This window comes from Pontibacter saemangeumensis, from assembly GCF_039541895.1.
GTDB classification, from domain to species: domain Bacteria; phylum Bacteroidota; class Bacteroidia; order Cytophagales; family Hymenobacteraceae; genus Pontibacter; species Pontibacter saemangeumensis.
This window is the reverse complement of record NZ_BAABHC010000011.1, coordinates 20,313-40,526: the sequence shown is the minus strand read 5'-3', so window position 1 is coordinate 40,526 and position 20,214 is coordinate 20,313. Positions and strand designations below refer to the sequence as shown.

General features: G+C 56.4%; 12 protein-coding genes. All 12 read left to right on the top strand.

What is annotated here, in order from left to right:
* Positions 1-9: 9 nt before the first annotated feature.
* The 12 genes from dut to sov all read left to right on the top strand — a co-directional run bounded on the left by dut (position 10) and on the right by sov (position 20,212).
* Entirely contained in the window at positions 10-459 is a 450-nt protein-coding gene (dut, locus tag ABD920_RS10080) for a dUTP diphosphatase (protein ID WP_345158880.1), read from the top strand.
* Positions 460-604: 145 nt separating this feature from the next.
* Positions 605-1,612, top strand: coding sequence for a sugar phosphate nucleotidyltransferase (locus tag ABD920_RS10075; protein ID WP_345158742.1), 1,008 nt, complete (start codon positions 605-607; stop codon positions 1,610-1,612).
* Positions 1,613-1,616: 4 nt separating this feature from the next.
* The gene (locus ABD920_RS10070) at positions 1,617-3,374 is read left to right on the top strand and encodes a tetratricopeptide repeat protein (protein ID WP_345158741.1); all 1,758 of its coding nucleotides are present in this window, start codon (positions 1,617-1,619) and stop codon (positions 3,372-3,374) included.
* Entirely contained in the window at positions 3,367-4,119 is a 753-nt protein-coding gene (lolB1, locus tag ABD920_RS10065; protein ID WP_345158740.1) for a lipoprotein insertase outer membrane protein LolB1, read from the top strand. The genes ABD920_RS10070 and lolB1 overlap by 8 nt, the downstream gene beginning before the upstream one ends.
* 75 nt (positions 4,120-4,194) lie before the next feature.
* The gene (locus ABD920_RS10060) at positions 4,195-5,430 is read left to right on the top strand and encodes a murein hydrolase activator EnvC family protein (RefSeq protein ID WP_345158738.1); all 1,236 of its coding nucleotides are present in this window, start codon (positions 4,195-4,197) and stop codon (positions 5,428-5,430) included.
* Between the two features lie 986 nt (positions 5,431-6,416).
* Entirely contained in the window at positions 6,417-6,635 is a 219-nt protein-coding gene (locus ABD920_RS10055) for a Sec-independent protein translocase subunit TatA/TatB (RefSeq protein ID WP_345158736.1), read from the top strand.
* 26 nt (positions 6,636-6,661) lie between these two features.
* On the top strand, positions 6,662-6,880 hold the full coding sequence (locus ABD920_RS10050; protein ID WP_345158735.1) for a Sec-independent protein translocase subunit TatA/TatB: 219 nt from the start codon (positions 6,662-6,664) through the stop codon (positions 6,878-6,880).
* Positions 6,877-8,313 (top strand): Asp-tRNA(Asn)/Glu-tRNA(Gln) amidotransferase subunit GatA, encoded by a 1,437-nt coding sequence (gene gatA, locus ABD920_RS10045; RefSeq protein ID WP_345158733.1) that lies wholly within the window; start codon positions 6,877-6,879, stop codon positions 8,311-8,313. The genes ABD920_RS10050 and gatA overlap by 4 nt, the downstream gene beginning before the upstream one ends.
* An 8-nt stretch (positions 8,314-8,321) precedes the next feature.
* The gene (locus ABD920_RS10040; protein ID WP_345158732.1) at positions 8,322-9,866 is read left to right on the top strand and encodes a lytic transglycosylase domain-containing protein; all 1,545 of its coding nucleotides are present in this window, start codon (positions 8,322-8,324) and stop codon (positions 9,864-9,866) included.
* 256 nt (positions 9,867-10,122) lie between these two features.
* Positions 10,123-12,396, top strand: a complete 2,274-nt coding sequence (locus ABD920_RS10035; RefSeq protein ID WP_345158730.1) for an NADP-dependent malic enzyme — start codon at positions 10,123-10,125, stop codon at positions 12,394-12,396.
* Positions 12,397-12,987 carry a Holliday junction branch migration protein RuvA gene (gene ruvA, locus ABD920_RS10030; RefSeq protein ID WP_345158729.1) on the top strand — a complete coding sequence of 197 codons (591 nt, stop codon included), beginning with the start codon at positions 12,397-12,399 and terminating at the stop codon, positions 12,985-12,987.
* Positions 12,988-13,003: 16 nt separating this feature from the next.
* Positions 13,004-20,212 carry a T9SS outer membrane translocon Sov/SprA gene (gene sov, locus ABD920_RS10025; RefSeq protein ID WP_345158728.1) on the top strand — a complete coding sequence of 2,403 codons (7,209 nt, stop codon included), beginning with the start codon at positions 13,004-13,006 and terminating at the stop codon, positions 20,210-20,212.
* Positions 20,213-20,214 lie beyond the last annotated feature (2 nt).

Genomic DNA, 20,214 nt, shown 5'->3' with positions numbered 1-20,214 from the left:
TGAAACATGATGCACACAGAAGAGCTTTTGGTTCACGTGATAAACCGGTCGAAACACGTGCTGCCGTCTTACCAGACCGCCCATTCGGCGGGCATGGACCTGCGGGCAAACCTGGAGGCGCCGGTTACGTTGAAGCCACTGCAGCGCGCCCTCATCCCGACGGGTTTATATATAGCCCTGCCGGAGGGGCACGAGGCGCAGATTCGCCCGCGCAGCGGCCTGGCCTACAAGCACGGCATTTCCATCGTGAACAGCCCGGGCACCATTGATGCCGATTACCGGGGTGAACTCAAGGTGCTGCTGGTCAACCTCTCGGATGAGGCGTTTGTGGTGGAGGACGGCGAGCGCATCGCCCAGCTGGTGGTGGCCCGGTATGAGCGCATTGCGTGGCAAGAGGCGGAGGAACTAAACGACACGGCACGTGGCGCTGGAGGCTACGGCAGCACCGGCACCAAATAATTTTTGTAACCCTGTCGCTTTTTCCCGTTATAAGAAGAAGCACCCTTTGGCATCCGGAGCATATACTACCCTGATTACGAAACCTATGTATAACAGCCACAGCGGCAGAAACTGCTCTGGCTATAATTCAAATCAATAAAAAACTATGAGAATAATCATACCAATGGCAGGCATGGGCAAGCGCATGCGTCCCCACACCTTAACTGTCCCTAAGCCCCTGATCCCGATTGCCGGCAAGCCTATCGTGCGGCGCCTGGTGGAGGACATCGCCAAAGTCTGCCACGAGCCCATCGAGGAGGTGGCGTTCATCATCGGGCATTTCGGCGAGAAGGTAGAGCAGAACCTGATCAAGATCGCGGAGGCCGTTGGCGCCAAAGGCAGCATCTATTACCAGGAGGAGGCCCTTGGCACGGCCCATGCCATCCTTTGCGCGCAGGAGTCTCTGCAGGGGAAAGTGGTGGTGGCCTTTGCCGACACGCTTTTCAAAGCCGACTTCCAGCTCGACACCAACGCCGACGGCACCATCTGGGTGCAGCGCGTGGAAGACCCGCGCCCGTTTGGCGTGATCAAGCTGAACGAGCAGAACGAGATCACCGATTTTGTGGAGAAGCCGGAGCACTTTGTGTCCGACCTGGCCATCATCGGCATCTACTATTTCCGCGACGGGGAGTACCTGCGCAGCGAGCTGCAGTACCTGCTCGACAACGACATCAAAGACAAGGGTGAGTTCCAGCTAACCAACGCGTTAGAGAACATGAAGAACAAAGGCACCACCTTTATCCCTGCCGTGATATCGGAGTGGCTCGACTGCGGAAATAAAAACGCAACCGTTTATACTAATCAACGCTATTTAGAGTATATAAAGGATGAGGAAGGCCTGGTGGCCTCGTCGGCGCAGCTGGAAAACGCGGTGGTTATCCCTCCTGTATACATTGGTGAGAATGTGCGCATTACGAATTCCGTGATCGGCCCACACGTTTCTATCGGCAACAACACGAATGTCTACAACTCAGTGGTAAGCAACTCAATTATCCAGGAAGATACTTCCCTTAAAAATGGCAATGTTGCAAACTCAATGCTTGGCAACTTTGTTGTGTTTGAGGGGCGCCAGTCTGACCTCAGCCTCGGCGACTTCAACACGCTTACAGAGTAGACCCATGACCACATTCAGAAACGTACTTTTAGCCTCTTGCTGCCTGGCCCTCGTAGCGACCGGAGAGAGCAACGCGCAGTCTTCTAAAAAGAAAGCGAAAGCTGCCACCGAAACAGCCCCGGCGCCAGCGGCGCAGGAACCTTCGGAACGGGACAGACAGGTGAGCGAGGCGTTGTTTCTGGATGGGATGAAATATTTTATGCTGGAGGACTACCAACAAGCCCTCCAGCTTTTTCAGAAAGCCTACACTGTTACGCCCAATAACGCCGCCTTAAATTACAAGATCGGCGAAACTTACCTGCAATTGCAAAATGCGGAGGCAGCCATGCCTTTTGCCAAGGCCGCCGTCGCCTTAGAAAAGCAGAACGCGTACTACTACCTGCTGGTAGCCCAGCTGCACACTGACAGGAAACAGTTTGATGAGGCCGCGCAGGCCTTCAACGACCTGCTGCGCAACGTGCCCAACTCCGAAGAATACCTTTTTAACCTCGCCGACCTCTACCTGTCGCAGTCGCGGTTTGATGATGCGCTGAAAACCTATGATCGCATCGAGAAGAAGTTCGGCGAAATGGAGCAGCTCCTCGTGAACCGCCAGCAGATATACCTGCGCCAGAAGAACATCGACAAGGCGGTTCAGGAAGGAAATAAGCTGCTGTCGTCAAACCCCACCGAGGTCCGCTATTTCCTGGCACAGGCCGAGCTGCTGAATGCCTCTAAAAAGCCGGATGAGGCGATCGCTGTTTTAGACAAGGCGCTCCGCATGGAGCCGAACAACCCCTTCGCCCACCTCATGCTCTCTGACCTGAACCGCCAGAAAGGCAATAAGGCCGCAGCTGAGAAAGAAGTGAAAACAGCGTTTGAAAGCCCACAACTGGACATAGACACCCGCGTGCGCATACTGGTGGATTTTATCCGCCAGTTGCCTAACCCGGAGATAGAGGGCGTGGCACTGGAACTGGCAGACCTGACGATCGAAACGCACCCGGAAGAGGCCAAGGCCTATGCTGTGGCCGGCGACCTGCAGACGATCACGGGCAAAAAAGAAGTGGCGCGCGACAATTACCTGAAAGCCGTAAAGCTCGACGACTCCCACTTTAAGATCTGGCAGCAGATCGTGCTGCTGGATGCTGAGCTGTCGCAGCCAGAGGCGATGGTGGAGCACTCGGAGAAGGCGCTCGAGCTTTTCCCGAACCAGGCTATTTTCTGGTTCTACAACGGCACCGGCCACCTCATCACGAAGGACTTTAAAAAGGCGGTGAAATCACTGGAGCACGGCAAGCGCCTGTCGGCTGGTGAACAACAGCTGCTGATGCAGTTTAACATGCAGTTGGGCGACGGCTATAATTCTTTGAAAGAATATACCAAGTCGAACGAGGCCTATGAGGCCGTGCTGGCACAGGACAAGGACAACGAGCACGTGCTCAACAACTACAGCTATTTCCTGTCGCTGCGCAACGAGAACCTGCCAAAGGCGGTTGAAATGGCGGAGCGCCTGGTAAAGCTGCACCCCACTAACCCCACCTACCTCGACACCTATGCCTGGGTGCTCTATAAAAACGGCAATTATACCGAAGCCCGCAAGTACCTGGAGCAGGCTGTTGCCATCTCTGACGATGCCACCATCGTGGAGCATTATGGCGATGTGCTGTTTAAGCTTGGGAAAAAAGAGGAGGCGGTGAGCCAGTGGCAGAAAGCTAAACTGAAGGGCGAAGCCTCTGCCTATATAGACAAGAAGATAAAAGACAAGAAACTCTATGAGTAAACCCCTTTTGCTTTGCCTGCTGGGGATTTTCCTGCTGGCAGGCTGCAAAAAAGAGGCAGTGCCCACTACTGCCTCCACCACTACAGAAAACATCGGTGCCGTAGAAGTAAGCAATTTCGATTTCAACTACCTCAGTTCCAAAGGCCAGATCACACTGAAAGACAACAACGACAACCTCTCCTCCGGTGTCACCATCCGGATGAAGAAAGACAGCGTGATCTGGATGTCGGTGCAGCCGGGCCTGGGCATTGAAGCCGCCCGGGTGATGCTGACCCAGGACTCGGTGTACATCGTGAACCGCCTGCAGAAAGAGTATGTGGCCGCCGATTACGCGTTCCTGCGCAACAAACTGCAGGTGGATGTGAGCTTTGAGCTGCTGCAGTCCATCCTGCTGGGCAATTACCAGTCGCAGGGCGCTGAAAAGGCACTGGACGAGGGAGACACGCAACACGTGCAACAGCTCCGCCAGAACCTGACCTTCGATTACTTTATCGGCCGGCTCAACAGCAAGCTGCTCCAGCTGAACGTGCAGGACAACAACACCGGCAACACCATTACGGTGAGGTATGATCGCTTTCAGGAGATCGGCCAAGTGCCTTTTGCGCATGGCCTGGCGGCAAAGGTGCTGCAAAAAGGCCAGGTGTCGGACTTCACGCTCACCCACAGCCGCATCACCGTCTCCGACGAAGTCCTCTCTTTTCCCTTCAGCGTACCAGCTGATTACGCACGCGCCGCGGTTAATTAATTCCCGGCGGCTGTTGGTTCTTCACTTATAGTTTTACCATCTTTGTAGACTTAGAGTAGAAGAACCACCCTTGTGATGAACGCCCTTTACAGATTCACTTTTTTCCTGCTGATCCTTTGCCTGCCGCTGGCTGCCCAAGCCCAGAAAAAGAAGAGCAAGGCGCAGCTGGAGAAAGAGAAGAAAGAAAACCTCTCCCGCATCAAAGAAGCCAACCGCATTCTGCAGCAGACCAAAAAGAAGAAAGAGGCTTCCATTGGCCAGCTTAATGCCATCAAGGAGAAAATAACGGTGCAAAAGGGCGTCATCAGCAACATCTCGCGCGAAATAAACTATATAGAGTCTGATGTCAGGGAGACGGAGGGAATTGTGGGTGCGTTACAGAACGATCTCGACAAGCTCAAGGCCGAATACGCCACCATGGTGTATGCCGCCTCCAAAACAGCCAACAGCTATAACAAGCTCATGTTCCTGTTTGCCTCCGACAACTTTAACCAGTTAGTCCGGCGCATGCGTTACCTGCAGCAGTACTCCGAGGCCCGCAAGAAGCAGGTGGAGCAGATAAACAAGGTGCAGACCGTACTGTCGGGCCAGCTTGCCGTGCTGGAATCCAAGAGAAGACAGAAACAGAACCTGCTGGGGAAGCAGGTGGCCGAGAGCAGAAACCTGCAGACGCTGCGCCAGCAGCAGGATAGTGTGATCACGAACCTGACGAAGCAGGAAACCAGCCTGAAGCAGGAAGTGGCGGCCCGGCAGGAGTCGGTGAGGAAACTGGACAAGCTCATCGCCGACATGGTGCGGGAGGAAATCGAGCGCGCGGCGCGCGCGGCAAGGGCAGCGGGCAAAGCCACGAGCGGCAGTTCCAGCAAAGTGACCCTGACGCCAGAGGCAGCGCTAATCTCCTCTTCTTTTGCTGGTAACAAGGGCCGTCTGGCCTGGCCCGTGGAGCGCGGCTTCATCTCGCAGAGCTTTGGGCGCCACAACCACCCGGTGCTGAAGGGCGTGGTGGTGGAAAACCATGGCGTGGACATACAGACCTCGCAGGGAGCCAGCGCCCGCGCCATATTCGAAGGCACGGTACTGACCGTGGCCTCGGTGCCTGGCATGAACAACATTGTGATGGTGCAGCACGGGGAATATTTCACGGTGTATGCCAAGCTAAAGTCTGTAACCGTAAAAGCCGGGCAAACAATCAAAATGAAAGACCCCATCGGCACGGTATACACCGACAGCGATGGCACCACCGAATTGCAGTTCCAGGTCTGGAAGAACCAGCAGAACCTGAACCCGGCTGGCTGGATCGCCCCGAAATAGCCTCTCCCTCTATATCAGCAGCGGGAAAGCCACAGTTGAGTAGTGGCTTTCCCCCTTTCAGGCTCCCCAGTCCATGCACCTGAAGATGCTGTAGATGCCCTCCTATATGCGTACTATCTTACTGCCTCCCAGCTATATATACTTCGTGAGCAGTGTCGTGAAAACAGCAAGCGCATGGAAAGGGCTAGTACTTAGCCCGGATTAAACCCATATATTATTTTTCGCTTTAAACAGGTGAGGTGCTCCGAACGATACGTAATACCGGGAAGTTGGGAAGTCTGACCGAGGGTTAAATAAAACAGGAAAGCTCTTAAATAAAAAAACACCCCACAGTGTAGGGTGCCTTTCCAAGCTATGAAAACAAACTTAATATTTTTATCTAAATGCAGCCTTTTTGAGGTTGCAGCGAATTCATGTTCAAATGTACAACGATCTGATTAATAATGCAACTTTAATGCATCCACTCAGAGTATTCAACAATTAATTTATATATATACTTATATCTAATCAAAAGGTTAAGCAAACGCCCCTTTTTATTTTAGAACAATCCGCGCCCACCAGAAGTTGCTAATTTAGCTAAAAAGAATCACAGAATTAATACTTACACTTCTCCGAAATAAAACACTAACAGGTTTCATCGGTACGGCGTGTTTCCCAAGACTTTAAGTAGTTTTCGGGGAGGGCTGTTGATTTAGTGGCTTCCTCTGATTACATTACCAAGGTAATTTGCTGTGTTGCCCCACTGCGGCTGCCAGTGTCCCGGCATTGGCTATATACATGGGGCCTGTGTTTTTGATGATGCCGATTCCTATGGCCTGCGGTGGGAAACACAACAGCCAAGCACCGGCAGCAGCATAGCATTAGCTTTGCTCCCGGGCAATAAAAATTTGAGATGAATAGGAGCCCGATTAAACTTATATAACTGGATATGGGTTTAAATTAAATATTAACTCTAATTTTGTAGCATTCATTTAAAATCGAAAAAGATGGGTATCAACAACATTTTCTTATTCTTAGGAGGCTTGGGAGGCACAGAAATCCTTTTGATCCTTTTTGTTATCCTGCTTCTGTTCGGCGCCAAGCGCATCCCGGAACTGGCAAGAGGCATGGGCCGCGGCATCCGTGAGTTCAAAGACGCCACAAAGGAGATCAAGAGCGACATCGAGAATTCGGTGAAGGACGATAGCCACAGCACCACGAAGTAGTAACCCATTTAGCTTTAAGTAGCTGTATGAATTCTGGTTCTTTGCTTCTCTTCCTGGGGGACCTGGGAGGAGGAGAAATGCTCGTCATTTTAATGGCCGTGCTGATGTTATTTGGCGCAGACAAGATTCCGGGTATAGCCCGCGCTTTCGGGCGTGGCATGCGGGAATTCAAGGATGCGACTGACCAGATCAAAAACGAACTTGAGCAATCCATCAAAGACGACCCTAAGTCAAAAATAGATTGAGACAATACAACTCGCTTCACGACATCCGTGCTGCTATCGCCGACGAACAGTTAACGTGCCGGCAGTTGGTAGAGCACTACCTACAGAATATCAGGGAAAAGGCAAATCTAAATGCTTTCCTGGAAGTATTTGAGCAGGAGGCATATACCCAGGCGGATATCGTAGACCACAAAATCGCAAATGGCACCGCCGGGAAACTGGCGGGTATGGTGATCGGCATCAAGGATGTGCTTGCTTACAAAGGCCACACCCTGCAGGCTTCGAGCCATATATTGGAGGGATTCAAATCCTTGTACACCGCCTCGGCTGTGGAGCGGCTCCTGCAGGAAGACGCCATTATCATCGGCCGCCAGAACTGCGATGAGTTTGCCATGGGTGCCTCCAACGAGACCTCTGCTTTTGGCAATGTGCTCAATGCCGATGACGCCTCCCGCGTGCCGGGCGGCTCTTCGGGTGGTTCGGCCGTGGCCGTGCAGGCCGGGCTTTGCCTTGCTTCCATCGGCTCCGATACCGGCGGCTCTGTGCGCCAACCGGCCTCGTTTTGCGGGGTAGTCGGTTTTAAGCCTACTTATTCCCGTATCTCACGCTACGGCCTTATCGCCTACGCGTCTTCTTTCGACCAGATCGGTGTGATCACCAACAACGTGCCTGATGCAGCCCTGCTGCTGGAGGTAATGGCTGGCAAAGACGGCATGGACAGCACCGCCAGCCAGCGCGAAGTGCCGCCGTACAGCGAGTTGCTTGGCGCCGATAAGAAATACAAAATCGGCTATATCCGCGACTGTTTCGAGAGCGAGGGGCTTGATTCCGAAGTAAAGGATGCGATTCTGGGCGTGAAAGAGATGCTGAAAGACGATGGCCACCAGGTGGAGGCCGTAGATTTCCCGTACCTCGATTATATTGTGCCAACGTATTATATCCTCACCACCGCCGAAGCCAGCTCGAACCTGGGCCGCTACGACGGGGTGAAGTACGGCTTCCGCTCCCAGAATGTGACTGACCTGACCTCGCTCTACAAAAAGACGCGGGCAGAGGGTTTCGGGCAGGAGGTGCAGCGCCGTATCATGCTCGGCACCTTCGTGCTGAGCGCCGATTATTACGATGCCTATTACACCAAGGCGCAGAAAGTGAGACGACTGATTAAAGAGAAGACGGATGAGTTGCTTCAGGCATATGATTTTCTTATATTGCCTACCGCCCCTACCACTGCTTTCAAGATAGGGGAAAACACAGCGAATCCGTTGGCCATGTATTTGGCAGACATCTTTACGGTGCAGGCCTCACTTGCCGGCGTGCCAGCCATCTCTATTCCGGTTGGGCGCGATGCCAACGGCCTGTCCATCGGGTTGCAGTTAATGACCCGATCATTCGAGGAGCCGCAGCTGCTGGCCTTCTCGAACCAAATTCTGGACAAGATATCCGTTGAAGCCTAAATAATGTCATGACGCATACAAAATTTCTTACACTGCTTTCGGCTGTGGTCTGTAGCATGTGGGCATCAAACGTCCCTGCTTTCGGCCACGGCCGTTTGTTTGAACAGCCTGCCCCCGGTGATACTCTTACCAAGCCCAGGGTGGATACCACGGTCCTCTCCCCCGAAGAGCTGGCCCTGCTGGTTGAGTATATCCCCAACGAGCCCAATGAAGTGATCGCCGACAGGCTGAGCTGCATTGACACGGAAATCCCGATTGAGTTCAACAACTATGTAAGAAACTTCATTGACTACTTCACTATCCGGAACCGCAAGTACACGCGCATGATGCTGACGCGCGAAAACGTGTATTTCCCGATGTATGAGAAGTACCTCAAAAAGCACAACATGCCGATGGAGCTCAAGTACCTCTCCATCGTGGAGTCCGGCCTTAACCCAAAGGCACAGTCGCCGGTAGGCGCGGCGGGCCTTTGGCAGTTCATGAAACCCACCGCCGGCGACTTCGGCCTGAAGTTTAACCAGTATGTAGACGAGCGCCTGGACCCCGAGAAGTCCACGGATGCTGCCCTGCGCTTTCTGCGCCGCCTGCACAACACCTACGATGACTGGGAACTGGCCCTGGCGGCCTATAACTGCGGCCCCGGCAACGTGAACAAAGCCATCCGCAGGGCCGGAGGCGGCAAAAAGACATTCTGGGAGATTTTCCCCTACCTGCCAAAGGAGACGCGCGGCTATATCCCATCGATGACGGCGGTGATCTATACCATGCACCACGCCGCCGACCACAACATTTTCTCTGACTCTATCCTGTACCAGCCACAGGTGGCGTACCTAGAGGTGACGCAGGAGCTGGACGTGGAGCGACTGGCCGAGGAACTGCACATAACCCCGGCACAGCTGATGGCGCTTAACCCGGAGCTGAAGCAGAACGTGATTCCGAAGCACCTGCGTTACAGGCTGCGCATCCCGGCAGAGCGTGCCGCTTTGTTGGCCTCGGCCGAAGACAAAAGCTGCATTATGATGGCCGCCGCCCCTTCCCGTGCGCCTTCCATGAAGCTGGCACCCGCCGAGGCGCCCGTCATGCTGGCTTCCTCCAAAAAGGAGCAGGCCGCCGAGGAGCCGGCGGAAAAGAAGGCGGTTGCCCAGAAAGAAGTCGGGGCTGCTGAAAAGAAGATATTCTACACCGTGCAGCGCGGCGATAACCTGACGCAGATCGCGTCGCGGCACCAGGTAACGCTGGCACAACTGCAGGAATGGAACAATATAAAAGGGAGCCGCTTGCAGCCAAACCAGAAGCTGGTGCTCTATAAAACCTCCCCCGAGGAAAACCAGGCCATCGCGCTTGCCACCCCCCACGAGGAGAAGCCGGCAATGGATAAAGCCTCGCAGGCAGCTGAGGCGCAGCAGCGGCAGGTGATACACCATGTGCAGCCCGGCGATACGCTCTGGAACATCTCCCAGAAGTACAACGGCATCAGCATTGAGCAGATCAAGAAGCTCAACAAGCTGAAGTCCGACAACCTGAAGCCCGGGCAGAAGCTGATCCTGAGCTAACGCCGGCAGGCAGGCTATATGAGTAAAGCACCTTCGTTCTGAAGGTGCTTTTTGTTTATTTAAGGTGTAGCTGCAGAAATGGATGAAAAAATGTACAATTGCTGCGCTGAAAACTCCTCTACCCCTTATCTTTGGCAACTCAACTTGGATAAGCGGTAAATTCTTATAAAATTGGTATTTAGCGATATACATATATAAAGCAGGCGAAGGCCTGATCGCGCAGCCCGAAACGATAACGCAAACGACAAACGCATTTATGAGTAAAATTAACAGAGAGGATGCTCTTGCCTACCACATGGAAGGCAAGCCCGGGAAAATTGAGGTAATCCCCACTAAAATGGTAAGCACACAGCACGACCTGGCGCTGGCTTACTCCCCCGGTGTTGCAGAGCCGTGCAAAGAGATCCATGCTGATAAGAACAATGCCTATAAATACACGGCCAAGGGCAACCTGGTGGGTGTTATATCGAATGGCACCGCCGTGCTTGGGTTGGGAAACATCGGCCCCGATGCCTCCAAGCCGGTCATGGAAGGGAAAGGCGTTCTTTTCAAGAAGTTTGCAGGCATCGATGTGTTTGATATAGAGATAGACTGCGAGGACCCGGAAGAGTTCATCCGCATTGTGCGGTCGCTGGAGCCGACCTTTGGCGGCATTAACCTGGAAGACATCAAAGCGCCGGAGAGCTTCAAGATCGAGGTGGCGCTGAAGGAGCAGATGAACATCCCGGTGATGCACGACGACCAGCACGGCACGGCCATCATCTCGGCTGCGGCCCTGCTGAACGCCCTGGAGATTACCGGCAGAAGGATAGAGGAGGTGAAGATGGTGATGAACGGCGCCGGAGCCGCCGCCATTGCCTGCGCCAAGCTATACGTGGCCCTGGGCCTGAAGCTCGACAACATCGTGATGCTGGACCGCGAGGGCGTTGTTCGCCCTGACCGCGACGACCTGGACATATACAAGGCCCAGTTCGTGACGATGCGTAAAATCCGCACGCTGGAAGAGGCCATGGAAGGCGCCGACGTGTTTGTCGGCCTTTCGGCGGGCAATGTGCTGGCCCCGGAGCTGGTGAAGACCATGGCCCCGAACCCGATCATTTTTGCGCTGGCAAACCCGGACCCGGAAATACCTTACGACATAGCCATGGCCACCCGCAATGACCTGATCATGGCCACAGGCCGTTCTGACCATCCGAACCAGGTGAACAACGTGCTGGGCTTCCCCTATATCTTCCGGGGTGCCCTGGATGTGCGCGCCACCGAGATAAACGAGGAGATGAAGCTCGCAGCCGTGCGGGCGCTGGCGGCGCTGGCCAAGGAGCCGGTGCCGGACGTGGTGCTCAAAGCCTACAGCGACACCACCATCAACTTCGGCCGCACCTACCTTATCCCCAAGCCGCTGGACACGCGGCTGATCACGACCATATCCCCGGCGGTGGCGAAAGCGGCGATGGAGAGCGGGGTGGCCCGCAACCCGATCACCGATTGGGAGGCGTACGAACTGGAACTGAAAGAGCGCATCGGCATCGACCAGAAACTGATGACCCGCATCACGAACCAGGCCAAGAAAGACCCGAAAACAGTGGTGTTTGCCGAGGCAGACAACTATAAGATCCTGAAGGCCGCGCAGATCGTGAAAGAGCAGCGCATCGCCAACCCGATCCTGCTGGGTAACCGCGAGCGGATAGAGGCCATCATCGCCGAGAACAACATGGACCTGCAGGGCGCCCGCATCATCGACCCCTTCCAGGAGGACGCCAAACGGGCGGAGTACGCAGAGCTGCTCTTCCAGAAACGCCAGCGCAAGGGCCTCACGCTGTTTGACGCCGAGCGCCTGATGCGCGACCGTAACTACTTCGGCAGCATGATGCTGAACAGCGGCGAGGCGGACGCCCTTATATCCGGCCTCACCCGCGACTACTCCAAAACCATTGTGCCGGCGCTGCAGGTGGTAGGCGTAGAGGAAGGCATCAACAAGGTCGCCGGCATGTACATCATCCTGAGCCGGCGCGAACCGTTTTTCTTTGCCGACACCACCGTGAACCTGAACCCGACGGCCGACGAGCTGGTGGACATCATCGGGCTGACGGCCCGCACCGTGAAGTTCTTCGACACGGAGCCGCGCGTGGCGATGCTGTCTTACTCCAACTTCGGGTCGGTGCGCGGCGAGGTGCCGGACAAGGCAGCCGAGGCCGTGCGCAAGGCAAAAGTGCGCTACCCCAGCCTGCTGATAGACGGCGAGATGCAGGCCAACACAGCGCTTAACCGCAACCTGCTGCGCGAGCACTACCCCTTCAGCGAGCTGGCCGAGAAAGGCGCCAACACACTGGTGTTCCCGAACCTGGCCTCCGGCAACATTGCCTACAAGGTGCTGCAGGAAATTGGCGGGGCCGAAGTGATCGGGCCGGTGCTGATGGGCATGCGGAAGCCGGTACACATCCTGCAGCTAGGCAGCTCCATCCGCGAAATCGTGAACATCGTTTCCATTGCGGTGGTAGATGCGCAGAACGATCATAACCAGCATATATAAATGATAGCCTATATTGACGGGAAACTAACGTACAAAGACCCCACCTACGTCATCATCGACGTGGGTGGGGTAGGTTACCAGATTAAAGTTTCGCTGAACACGTACTCTTCGCTGCCGGCCGGTGAGCGCTGCAAGCTGCACACCTACCTGAATATAAAGGAGGATGCGCACACGCTCTACGGCTTTAACACAATCGCTGAGAAAGAGCTGTTCCTGCTGTTGATCTCGATCTCGGGCGTGGGGCCGAACACCGGGCTCATGATCCTGTCTTCGCTGTCGGTGGAGGAGGTGCAGCAGGCCATTGTGCGGGAGGACGTGCGCACCATCCAGCACGTGAAGGGAATCGGGGCGAAAACAGCGCAGCGCATCATACTGGAGCTGAAGGATAAGGTTAGGAAAGAGGTCCTGCTGTCGGAGGCGGGCACGCCTGCGACAGCACACAATACAAACAGGGCCGAAGCGTTATCTGCATTAGTGACTTTGGGCTTTGCAAAGAATGTGGCCGAGAAGACCCTTGACTCTATCATCAAACGGGAAGGCAGCAGCCTGAGCGTAGAGGAGTTGATTAAGTTTGCGTTGAAGTCTTCATAAGAGAATATATCCTATTTTGATCTGGAAAAGCAAAAAGAACAACCTCCTTTGGGTTACGGTTGCTACTATTTCTATGCTGGGCTGGTGGTCGCAGGCGGAAGAGCTGCGTGCGGCAAGCCGGATCAGATTCACCATTCTGAAGAACATTTTACTGCTGCAGGACACAGTACAGACAGACACTTCCAAAGCACAGCAATATATCCCCAGCCGCAGGCCTACGTTCGTGCCTTCCGACAGGCGGGGAAGCCCTTTCAGCACGCGCCCTACCACCTCTCCCCTGCTGCTGGGCCAGCCGAGCAACCTCCAGCTGAACGTGGAACTGGACGACAGCCTGCAGGAATACAGGATATCGGAAACCATCGGGGGTATAAACTACCGGCCGCCCTCCACTATGTCGCTGCGGGAGTTCTCGGAGTGGCAGCAGCGCGAGTCTATCCGTAACTACTGGCGCGCCAAATCCGGCGGCCTGGACGGCGAGAGCGTGGTCAGCAGCAACCGCCTCATCCCAAAGCTATATATAAGCCCGATGTTCGACCGCATCTTCGGAGGCAACTACGTCGACATTCAGCCAAACGGCAACGTGTCGCTCAAGTTCGGGGCGCGCTTTAACCGAAACCAGAACCCGAGCATCCCGCTCAGCCAGCAGCGCACCGGCGACTTCGACTTTGAGCAGAACATCTCGCTGAACCTGGTGGGCCAGATCGGGGAGAAGATGCGCCTCAACTTTAACTGGGACAACAACGCCAACTTCGACTTCGAGAACAACATGAAGCTGGACTACACCGGCTACGAGGAGGAGATCGTGCGCAAAGTGGAGGCCGGCAACGTGAGCCTGCCGCTCAACAACTCCCTCATCATGGGCGCCCAGAACCTGTTCGGCATCAAGACGCAGCTGCAGTTCGGCCGCCTCGGCGTCACCACTATCGCCTCCAGCGTGCGCGGCACCAACGACGAAGTGGTGGTGCAGAACGGCGCCCAGAACAGGCCTTTCTCCATCCGGGTGGACGAGTACGACAACAACCGCCACTTTTACCTCTCGCAGTTTTTCAGGGGCCGCTACAACGAGTCGCTCAAGAACCTCCCGCTGGTGAACTCAGGCATCGTGATCCGGCGCCTGGAGCTGTACGTGACCAACAGCAACCGCTCCACAGAGAACCTGCGCAACATGGTAGCTTATATGGACCTGGGCGAGGCAGACCCATTCCGGGACCAGTTCGGGAGCGGCAGGCCCGCCACGGCGCCCGCCGACAACGCCGCCAACACACTCTACAGCCAGGTAGCCCGCAACAACACGGCCCGCGATAACTCGCAGGTAGACGGTTACCTCAACAGCCTGGGCCTGCAGAAAGGCATTGACTTCGAGCATGTGCGCGCCCGCAAGCTGGACCCGCGGGAATACAAGTTCAACCCACAGCTGGGCTATATATCCCTCAACACGGTGCTGCTGCCCGACCAGGTGCTGGGGGTGGCTTTTGAGTATACCTACAACGGCAAAACCTATCAGGTGGGCGAGCTGGTGGATGACTACCAGAACCTGAACGCCGAGCAGGTCATCCACCTGAAGCTGCTGCGCGCCACCAACCCCTCGCTGCAGTACCCGACCTGGGACCTGATGATGAAGAACGTCTACAGCCTGGACGCCACGCAGCTGAACCGCGAGAACTTCCAGCTTCAGATCATATATAAAGACGACGAGACCGGCGTAGACATCACCAGCATCAAAGAGCCAAGCCCGATCCAGAACATCCCGTTGGTGGAGGTGATGAACCTGGACAACGTGAACACGAACAACGACAAGCCGAGCGACGGCAATTTCGACTTCCTGTCCGGCATCACCATCGACCCGGAGACGGGCCGCATTTTCTTTCCGCAGGTGGAGCCGTTCGGCGACTACCTGGCCCAGAAACTGGAGGGCCGCCCCGAGCTGATCGAGAAATATGTGTTCCAGGAACTGTACGACCAGACGCAGACAGACGCGCAGCAGAACAGCGTCAAAGCCAAGTTCTATATTAACGGCCGTTTCCAGGCTTCCTCCGCCGACGAGATCACACTGCCCGGCTTCCGGATTGCGGAAGGCTCCGTGGCGGTGTACTCGGGCGGCACGCGCCTGGTGGAGGGCACCGATTACCAGGTGTTCTACGACCTGGGCCGCATCAAGATCCTGAACCCAAGCTACATCAGCTCGGCCAACGACCTGCGCGTGACCTATGAGAAGGCCGAGCTGCTGAACATACAGCCCCGCACGATGCTGGGCGCCCGCTTCGACTACCGCCTGAGCGACGATATAAACCTGGGCGCCACGGTGCTGTCCATCAACGAGCAGGCCTATATAAACCGCGTGAGCATCGGCGACGAGCCCGCCAACAACACCATATATGGCTTCGACCTGAACCTGCAGAAAGAGTCGCGCTTCCTGACGAAGATGACGGACGCGATTCCGCTGATCCAGACGAAGGAGCCGTCGCTGGTGACCTTCAGCGGCGAGTTTGCGCAGCTGATCCCGGGGCAGACAAAATCCAATGCCAACGAGGACGGCGCCTCCTATATAGATGACTTTGAGGGGGCGGAGACGCCTTACAGCCTGGGCGGCTTCAACAACACCAACTGGCGCCTGGCGGCCACGCCGGCGCCGCTGGTGCCCGGACCCGGGATAGAATACTCCTACAACCGCGCCAAAATAGCCTGGTATACCATCGACCAGATCTTCTACCGCAACAGCGACAACCTGAAGCCGGACAATATTTCGGATGATGACCTGAAGAACCAGTACGTGCGCCCCGTGCGGCGCACGGAGGTGTTTCCCGGCCGCGACGCGGAAACCTCCAACACCTTCGAGTATACCTTCGACGTGGCCTACTACCCCAACGAAAGGGGCCAGTACAATTACAACCCGAACCTCACCTCGCAGGGCCTGCTGGCCGGTGACCCGCGCGACAACTGGGCCGGTATCAGCCGGGAAATCTCTTTCGACACGGATTTTGACAACGCCAACATCGAGTATGTGGAGTTCTGGCTCCTGGACCCTTTCATCACAGGGCCGAACGGCCGGCAGGACGCGCAGGGCAACGAAGTGACGAACAACGGCGGCGGGGAACTGGTCCTGAACCTGGGCAGCGTGTCGGAGGATATCCTCAAAGACAACGAGTACGCGTTTGAGAATGGGCTGCCAACCAATGCCACCGACCTGCAGGACCTGGAGGAGACCATCTGGGGCCGTGTGACGCAGCAACAGTTCCTGACGGACGCCTTCTCTGCCGTGCCGGGCGCCCGCCAGAACCAGGACATCGGTCTGGACGGCCTGGGTGACGCAAACGAAGCCACTTACTTTCAGAACAGCTTCCTGAGCCGCATACCGGGCACAGCGCCGCAGTCGGTGCTCCGCGACCCTTCCGCTGATAATTTCCTGCACCACCTGGACCCGCTCTACGACCAGCAGGACGCAGGCATCCTGGCGCGATACAAGAACTACAACGGCATGGAGAACAACTCCCCGGAGGACAGCCGCTTCGCGAACTACGCCTTCCCGGACAAGGAGGACCTGAACCGCGACAACGTGATAAACGACCTGGAGCAGTACTACGAGTATAAGATAAACCTGCGCCCCGAGCAGATGGAGGTAGGCCAGAACTATATCGTGGATGCAGTGCAGGATGATAACACCAAAGCCACCTGGTACCAGTTCCGGGTACCGGTGCGCCAGCCCACCAACACGGTGGGGGGCATCAGCGGCTTTAAGTCCATCCGGTTTATGCGCATGTACCTGACGCAGTTTGCCGACCCGGTGGTACTGCGCTTCGTGCAGTTTCAGTTCATCGCCAACCAGTGGCGCAAGTTTGAGCAGCCGATCTCCGAAGGCACCCCGTGCCTGACCTGTACTGACGACGCCCGCAGCTTTACCGTGTCCACGGTGAACATAGAGGAGAACGGGCAGTTGGTGGAAGGCATCAACAACACGCCCTACAAGGTTCCGCCGGGCATCGACCGCCTCCGCGACTACGCCTCGGTGAACGACCGCCGCCAGAACGAGCAGTCGCTGCAGCTGTGCGTGGAAGACCTGAAGGACTCCTTCTCGAAGGCGGTGTACAAGAACATCTCCCTCGACATGCTCATATACAAGCAGCTGAAGATGTTCCTGCACGCCGAGACAAGCGACCCTTCCGCTACCGGGGACGACGATGTGCAGGCCTTTATCCGGATAGGAACCGACTTTACCCAGAACTATTACGAATACGTGGTGCCTCTTAAGCTGACCCCTTCGGGCAGCGACGCGGTGGCCGAGATATGGCCGGAACAAAACCAGATAGAGATCGCGCTGCAGGACCTGGTGGATGCGAAGGTGCAGCGCAACAGCGACCCCGATCACTCCTTTATCTATGTGCCGTATGAGGTGACGCTGCCTGACGGCAAGCTGATCCGCGTGGTGGGTAACCCGGACTTCAGCGAGGTGGAGGGCATCATGATCGGTGTGCGAAACCCGCGCCAGGCCAACGACGACAACCGTCCGCACTCGGTGTGTATATGGGCGGATGAGCTGCGCGTGACCGATTTCCGCAACCAGACGGGGTGGGCGGGCAATGCGCGCCTTAACACCAAGCTGGCCGACTTTGCCAACATTACCGCCACCGGGGCCTATACCACGATCGGCTTCGGCGGCCTGCAGCAGAAGATCGCGCAGCGTGCCCGTGAGAATACCGCCCTGTTCGACATGAGCGCCAACGTGATGATGGATAAGTTCCTGCCGCAGAAATGGGGCATAAAAGTGCCGCTTACCCTGCAGTACGGCACCCTGTACAGCGAACCACAGTTCGACCCGCTGGACCAGGACGTGCCGCTGGAGCAGTCGCTCACCAAGTTTGACTCAGACGAGCAGCGGAGGGCTTACCGGAAAGAGGTGACCACCCGCGAGACCCGCCGAAGCATCAGCCTGCTGAACGTGCGCAAAGACCGGGTGGACCCGGAGGCGCGGGTGCGCCTGTACGACGTCGAGAACTTCTCCTTTTCCTATTCCTACGCCGAGCGCCTGTTCACCAACGTGGAGACCGACCGCGACTTCAGCAAGACCTACACGGGCGGCGTGGCCTATACCTACAACAACACGCCCAAGAACTATACGCCCTTCGCCAACGTGCAGGGGCTCAGTTCGCCCTACTTCCGCCTGCTCAAGGAGTTCAACTTCTCGCTGGTGCCGAGCCGCTTTGCGGTGCGCGCGGACCTGAACCGTTTTTACAACGAGGTGTACCTGCAGCGCCCGGACCAGGAAACGGGCTTTGTGACAACCAGGGGGCTTACGCCGACTTTCCAGAAGTACTTTTACTTTAACCGCATCTACGACATGCGCTGGGACCTGACCAAGAGCCTGTCGCTGGACTACACAGCCACCAACCGCGCCGTGGTGGACGAGCCTTACGCCCGCATCAACAACGAGGTGGACTCCCTGCAGTACAAGAACAAGGTCATCTGGGATAACCTGATGCGCGGGGGCCGTAACACCAACTTCAACCAGCTGGTGGCCCTGAACTACAAACTGCCCTTCGACAAGTTCCCGCTCACCGACTTCCTGGACGCCGAGACGCGCTATGCCGCCACCTATATATGGACGGCGGGCTCTACGGCCCTGAACCAGGCGGCGGACTTCCAGTTAGGAAACACGGCCGAGAACAGTACCGAGCTCAGCGTGAACGGCAAGATCGACATGGTGAAACTGTACAACAAGGTGAAGTTCCTGAAGGAAGTAAACTCCCCGGCACCGGCAGGGCGGCCTGTCGCCTCGCCGGTACCGGCCGACTCGACAGCCGCCGCCACCAAGCCAAAGGCAGACCTGAAGGCGCTGAAGTCGCTGGCGAGGCTGCTGATGATGACGCGCTCGCTGAACGTGGCCTACCTCGAGAACCGCGGGTCGATGATGCCGGGCTACCTGCCGACCACCTCCTTCTTCGGCTTCGACGATGACTTCGAGGCGCCGGGGCTGCCGTTTATCCTGGGCAGGCAGTACGACCTGGACGAGCTTTACAACCGCGCCTACACCAACGGCTGGTACACCGACAGCAGCCAGTACCTCAACACGCCGTTCAGCGCCCTGAACACCCAGACGTTCACGGCGCGGGCCAACCTGGAGCCGTTCCGCAACTTCAACGTACAGCTGGACGCGCGCCGCACCAAATCGGTGATCGATGAGATCTTCTACCGCAAGGAGTTTGATGACTTCGGGGACATCAGCGAGATGAACCAGCGCCAGAACCCGTTTACCTCCGGCTCCTTCAGCACCTCGTTTTTAGCATTGGGCACCTTGTTTGAATCAACGGAGGACGGCACTTCGGAAGCCTTCAACAACTTTGTGCGCTACCGCCACAACGTGCACGACAAGCTCACCGCGGCCAACGAGTTCGCCGGCGACTCCGGCTATACCCTCAACTCGCAGGAGGTGCTCATGAAGTCGTTCCTGTACGCGTACCAGGGCCGCGACATCAACGGGTATGAGGCCGAGGCCGAGGAGAGCCCGTTCAAGCGCCTGCCGATCCCGAACTGGCGCATCGACTACAATGGCCTGGAGCGCCTGCCGATCTTCCAGAAGTGGTTCAGCCAGATCAACCTCTCGCACGCCTACAACTCCAGCTACAACATCACCAGCTTCACCACCTCGCTCATATATGACCAGGAGCCGGAGGGTTTCCCGACGCAGCTAAACGACGTGGGGCGCCTGGAGTCGTATTACATCGTGAACCAGCTGACGGTGGTCGAGCGCCTGGCGCCGCTGCTGGGGGTTAACTTCCGTACGAAAAACAACCTGACCGGCCGCATCGAGTACAAGATTGAGCGCAACCTGTCGCTGAACCTGACGAACGCGCAGGTGACGGAAACGAATGTGAAGGACTATGTGATCGGGTTTGGCTACACCACCAACAACTTCCGGATTCCGTTTAAGATTGGCGGGGAGCGCAAAGTGCTGGAGAATGAGCTGACCATGCGCCTCGACCTTTCGGTGCGCGACAACCAGACGGTGCAGCGGGCCATCTCCACCGACGACCAGAACGTGGAGCGGATTCAGAACCAGATCACCAACGGCACGCGCCAGTTGCAGCTGCGCCCCACCGTGGACTATGTGCTGAGCCAGCGCGTGAACCTGCAGTTTTATGTGCTGCGCACGGTGTCTGACCCGAAAATTTCCACCTCGTTCCGTAACAGTGTGACCGAGGGCGGCGTTCAGCTGAGAGTTAGTCTGCAATAAAA

Excerpts from the sequence above, each read along its gene's own strand:
- dut (WP_345158880.1), top strand. The coding sequence starts at position 10 with ATGCACACAGAAGAGCTTTTGGTTCACGTGATAAACCGGTCGAAACAC.
- ABD920_RS10075 (WP_345158742.1), top strand. The coding sequence starts at position 605 with ATGAGAATAATCATACCAATGGCAGGCATGGGCAAGCGCATGCGTCCC.
- ABD920_RS10070 (WP_345158741.1), top strand. The coding sequence starts at position 1,617 with ATGACCACATTCAGAAACGTACTTTTAGCCTCTTGCTGCCTGGCCCTC.
- lolB1 (WP_345158740.1), top strand. The coding sequence starts at position 3,367 with ATGAGTAAACCCCTTTTGCTTTGCCTGCTGGGGATTTTCCTGCTGGCA.
- ABD920_RS10060 (WP_345158738.1), top strand. The coding sequence starts at position 4,195 with ATGAACGCCCTTTACAGATTCACTTTTTTCCTGCTGATCCTTTGCCTG.
- ABD920_RS10055 (WP_345158736.1), top strand. The coding sequence starts at position 6,417 with ATGGGTATCAACAACATTTTCTTATTCTTAGGAGGCTTGGGAGGCACA.
- ABD920_RS10050 (WP_345158735.1), top strand. The coding sequence starts at position 6,662 with ATGAATTCTGGTTCTTTGCTTCTCTTCCTGGGGGACCTGGGAGGAGGA.
- ABD920_RS10040 (WP_345158732.1), top strand. The coding sequence starts at position 8,322 with ATGACGCATACAAAATTTCTTACACTGCTTTCGGCTGTGGTCTGTAGC.
- ABD920_RS10035 (WP_345158730.1), top strand. The coding sequence starts at position 10,123 with ATGAGTAAAATTAACAGAGAGGATGCTCTTGCCTACCACATGGAAGGC.
- ruvA (WP_345158729.1), top strand. The coding sequence starts at position 12,397 with ATGATAGCCTATATTGACGGGAAACTAACGTACAAAGACCCCACCTAC.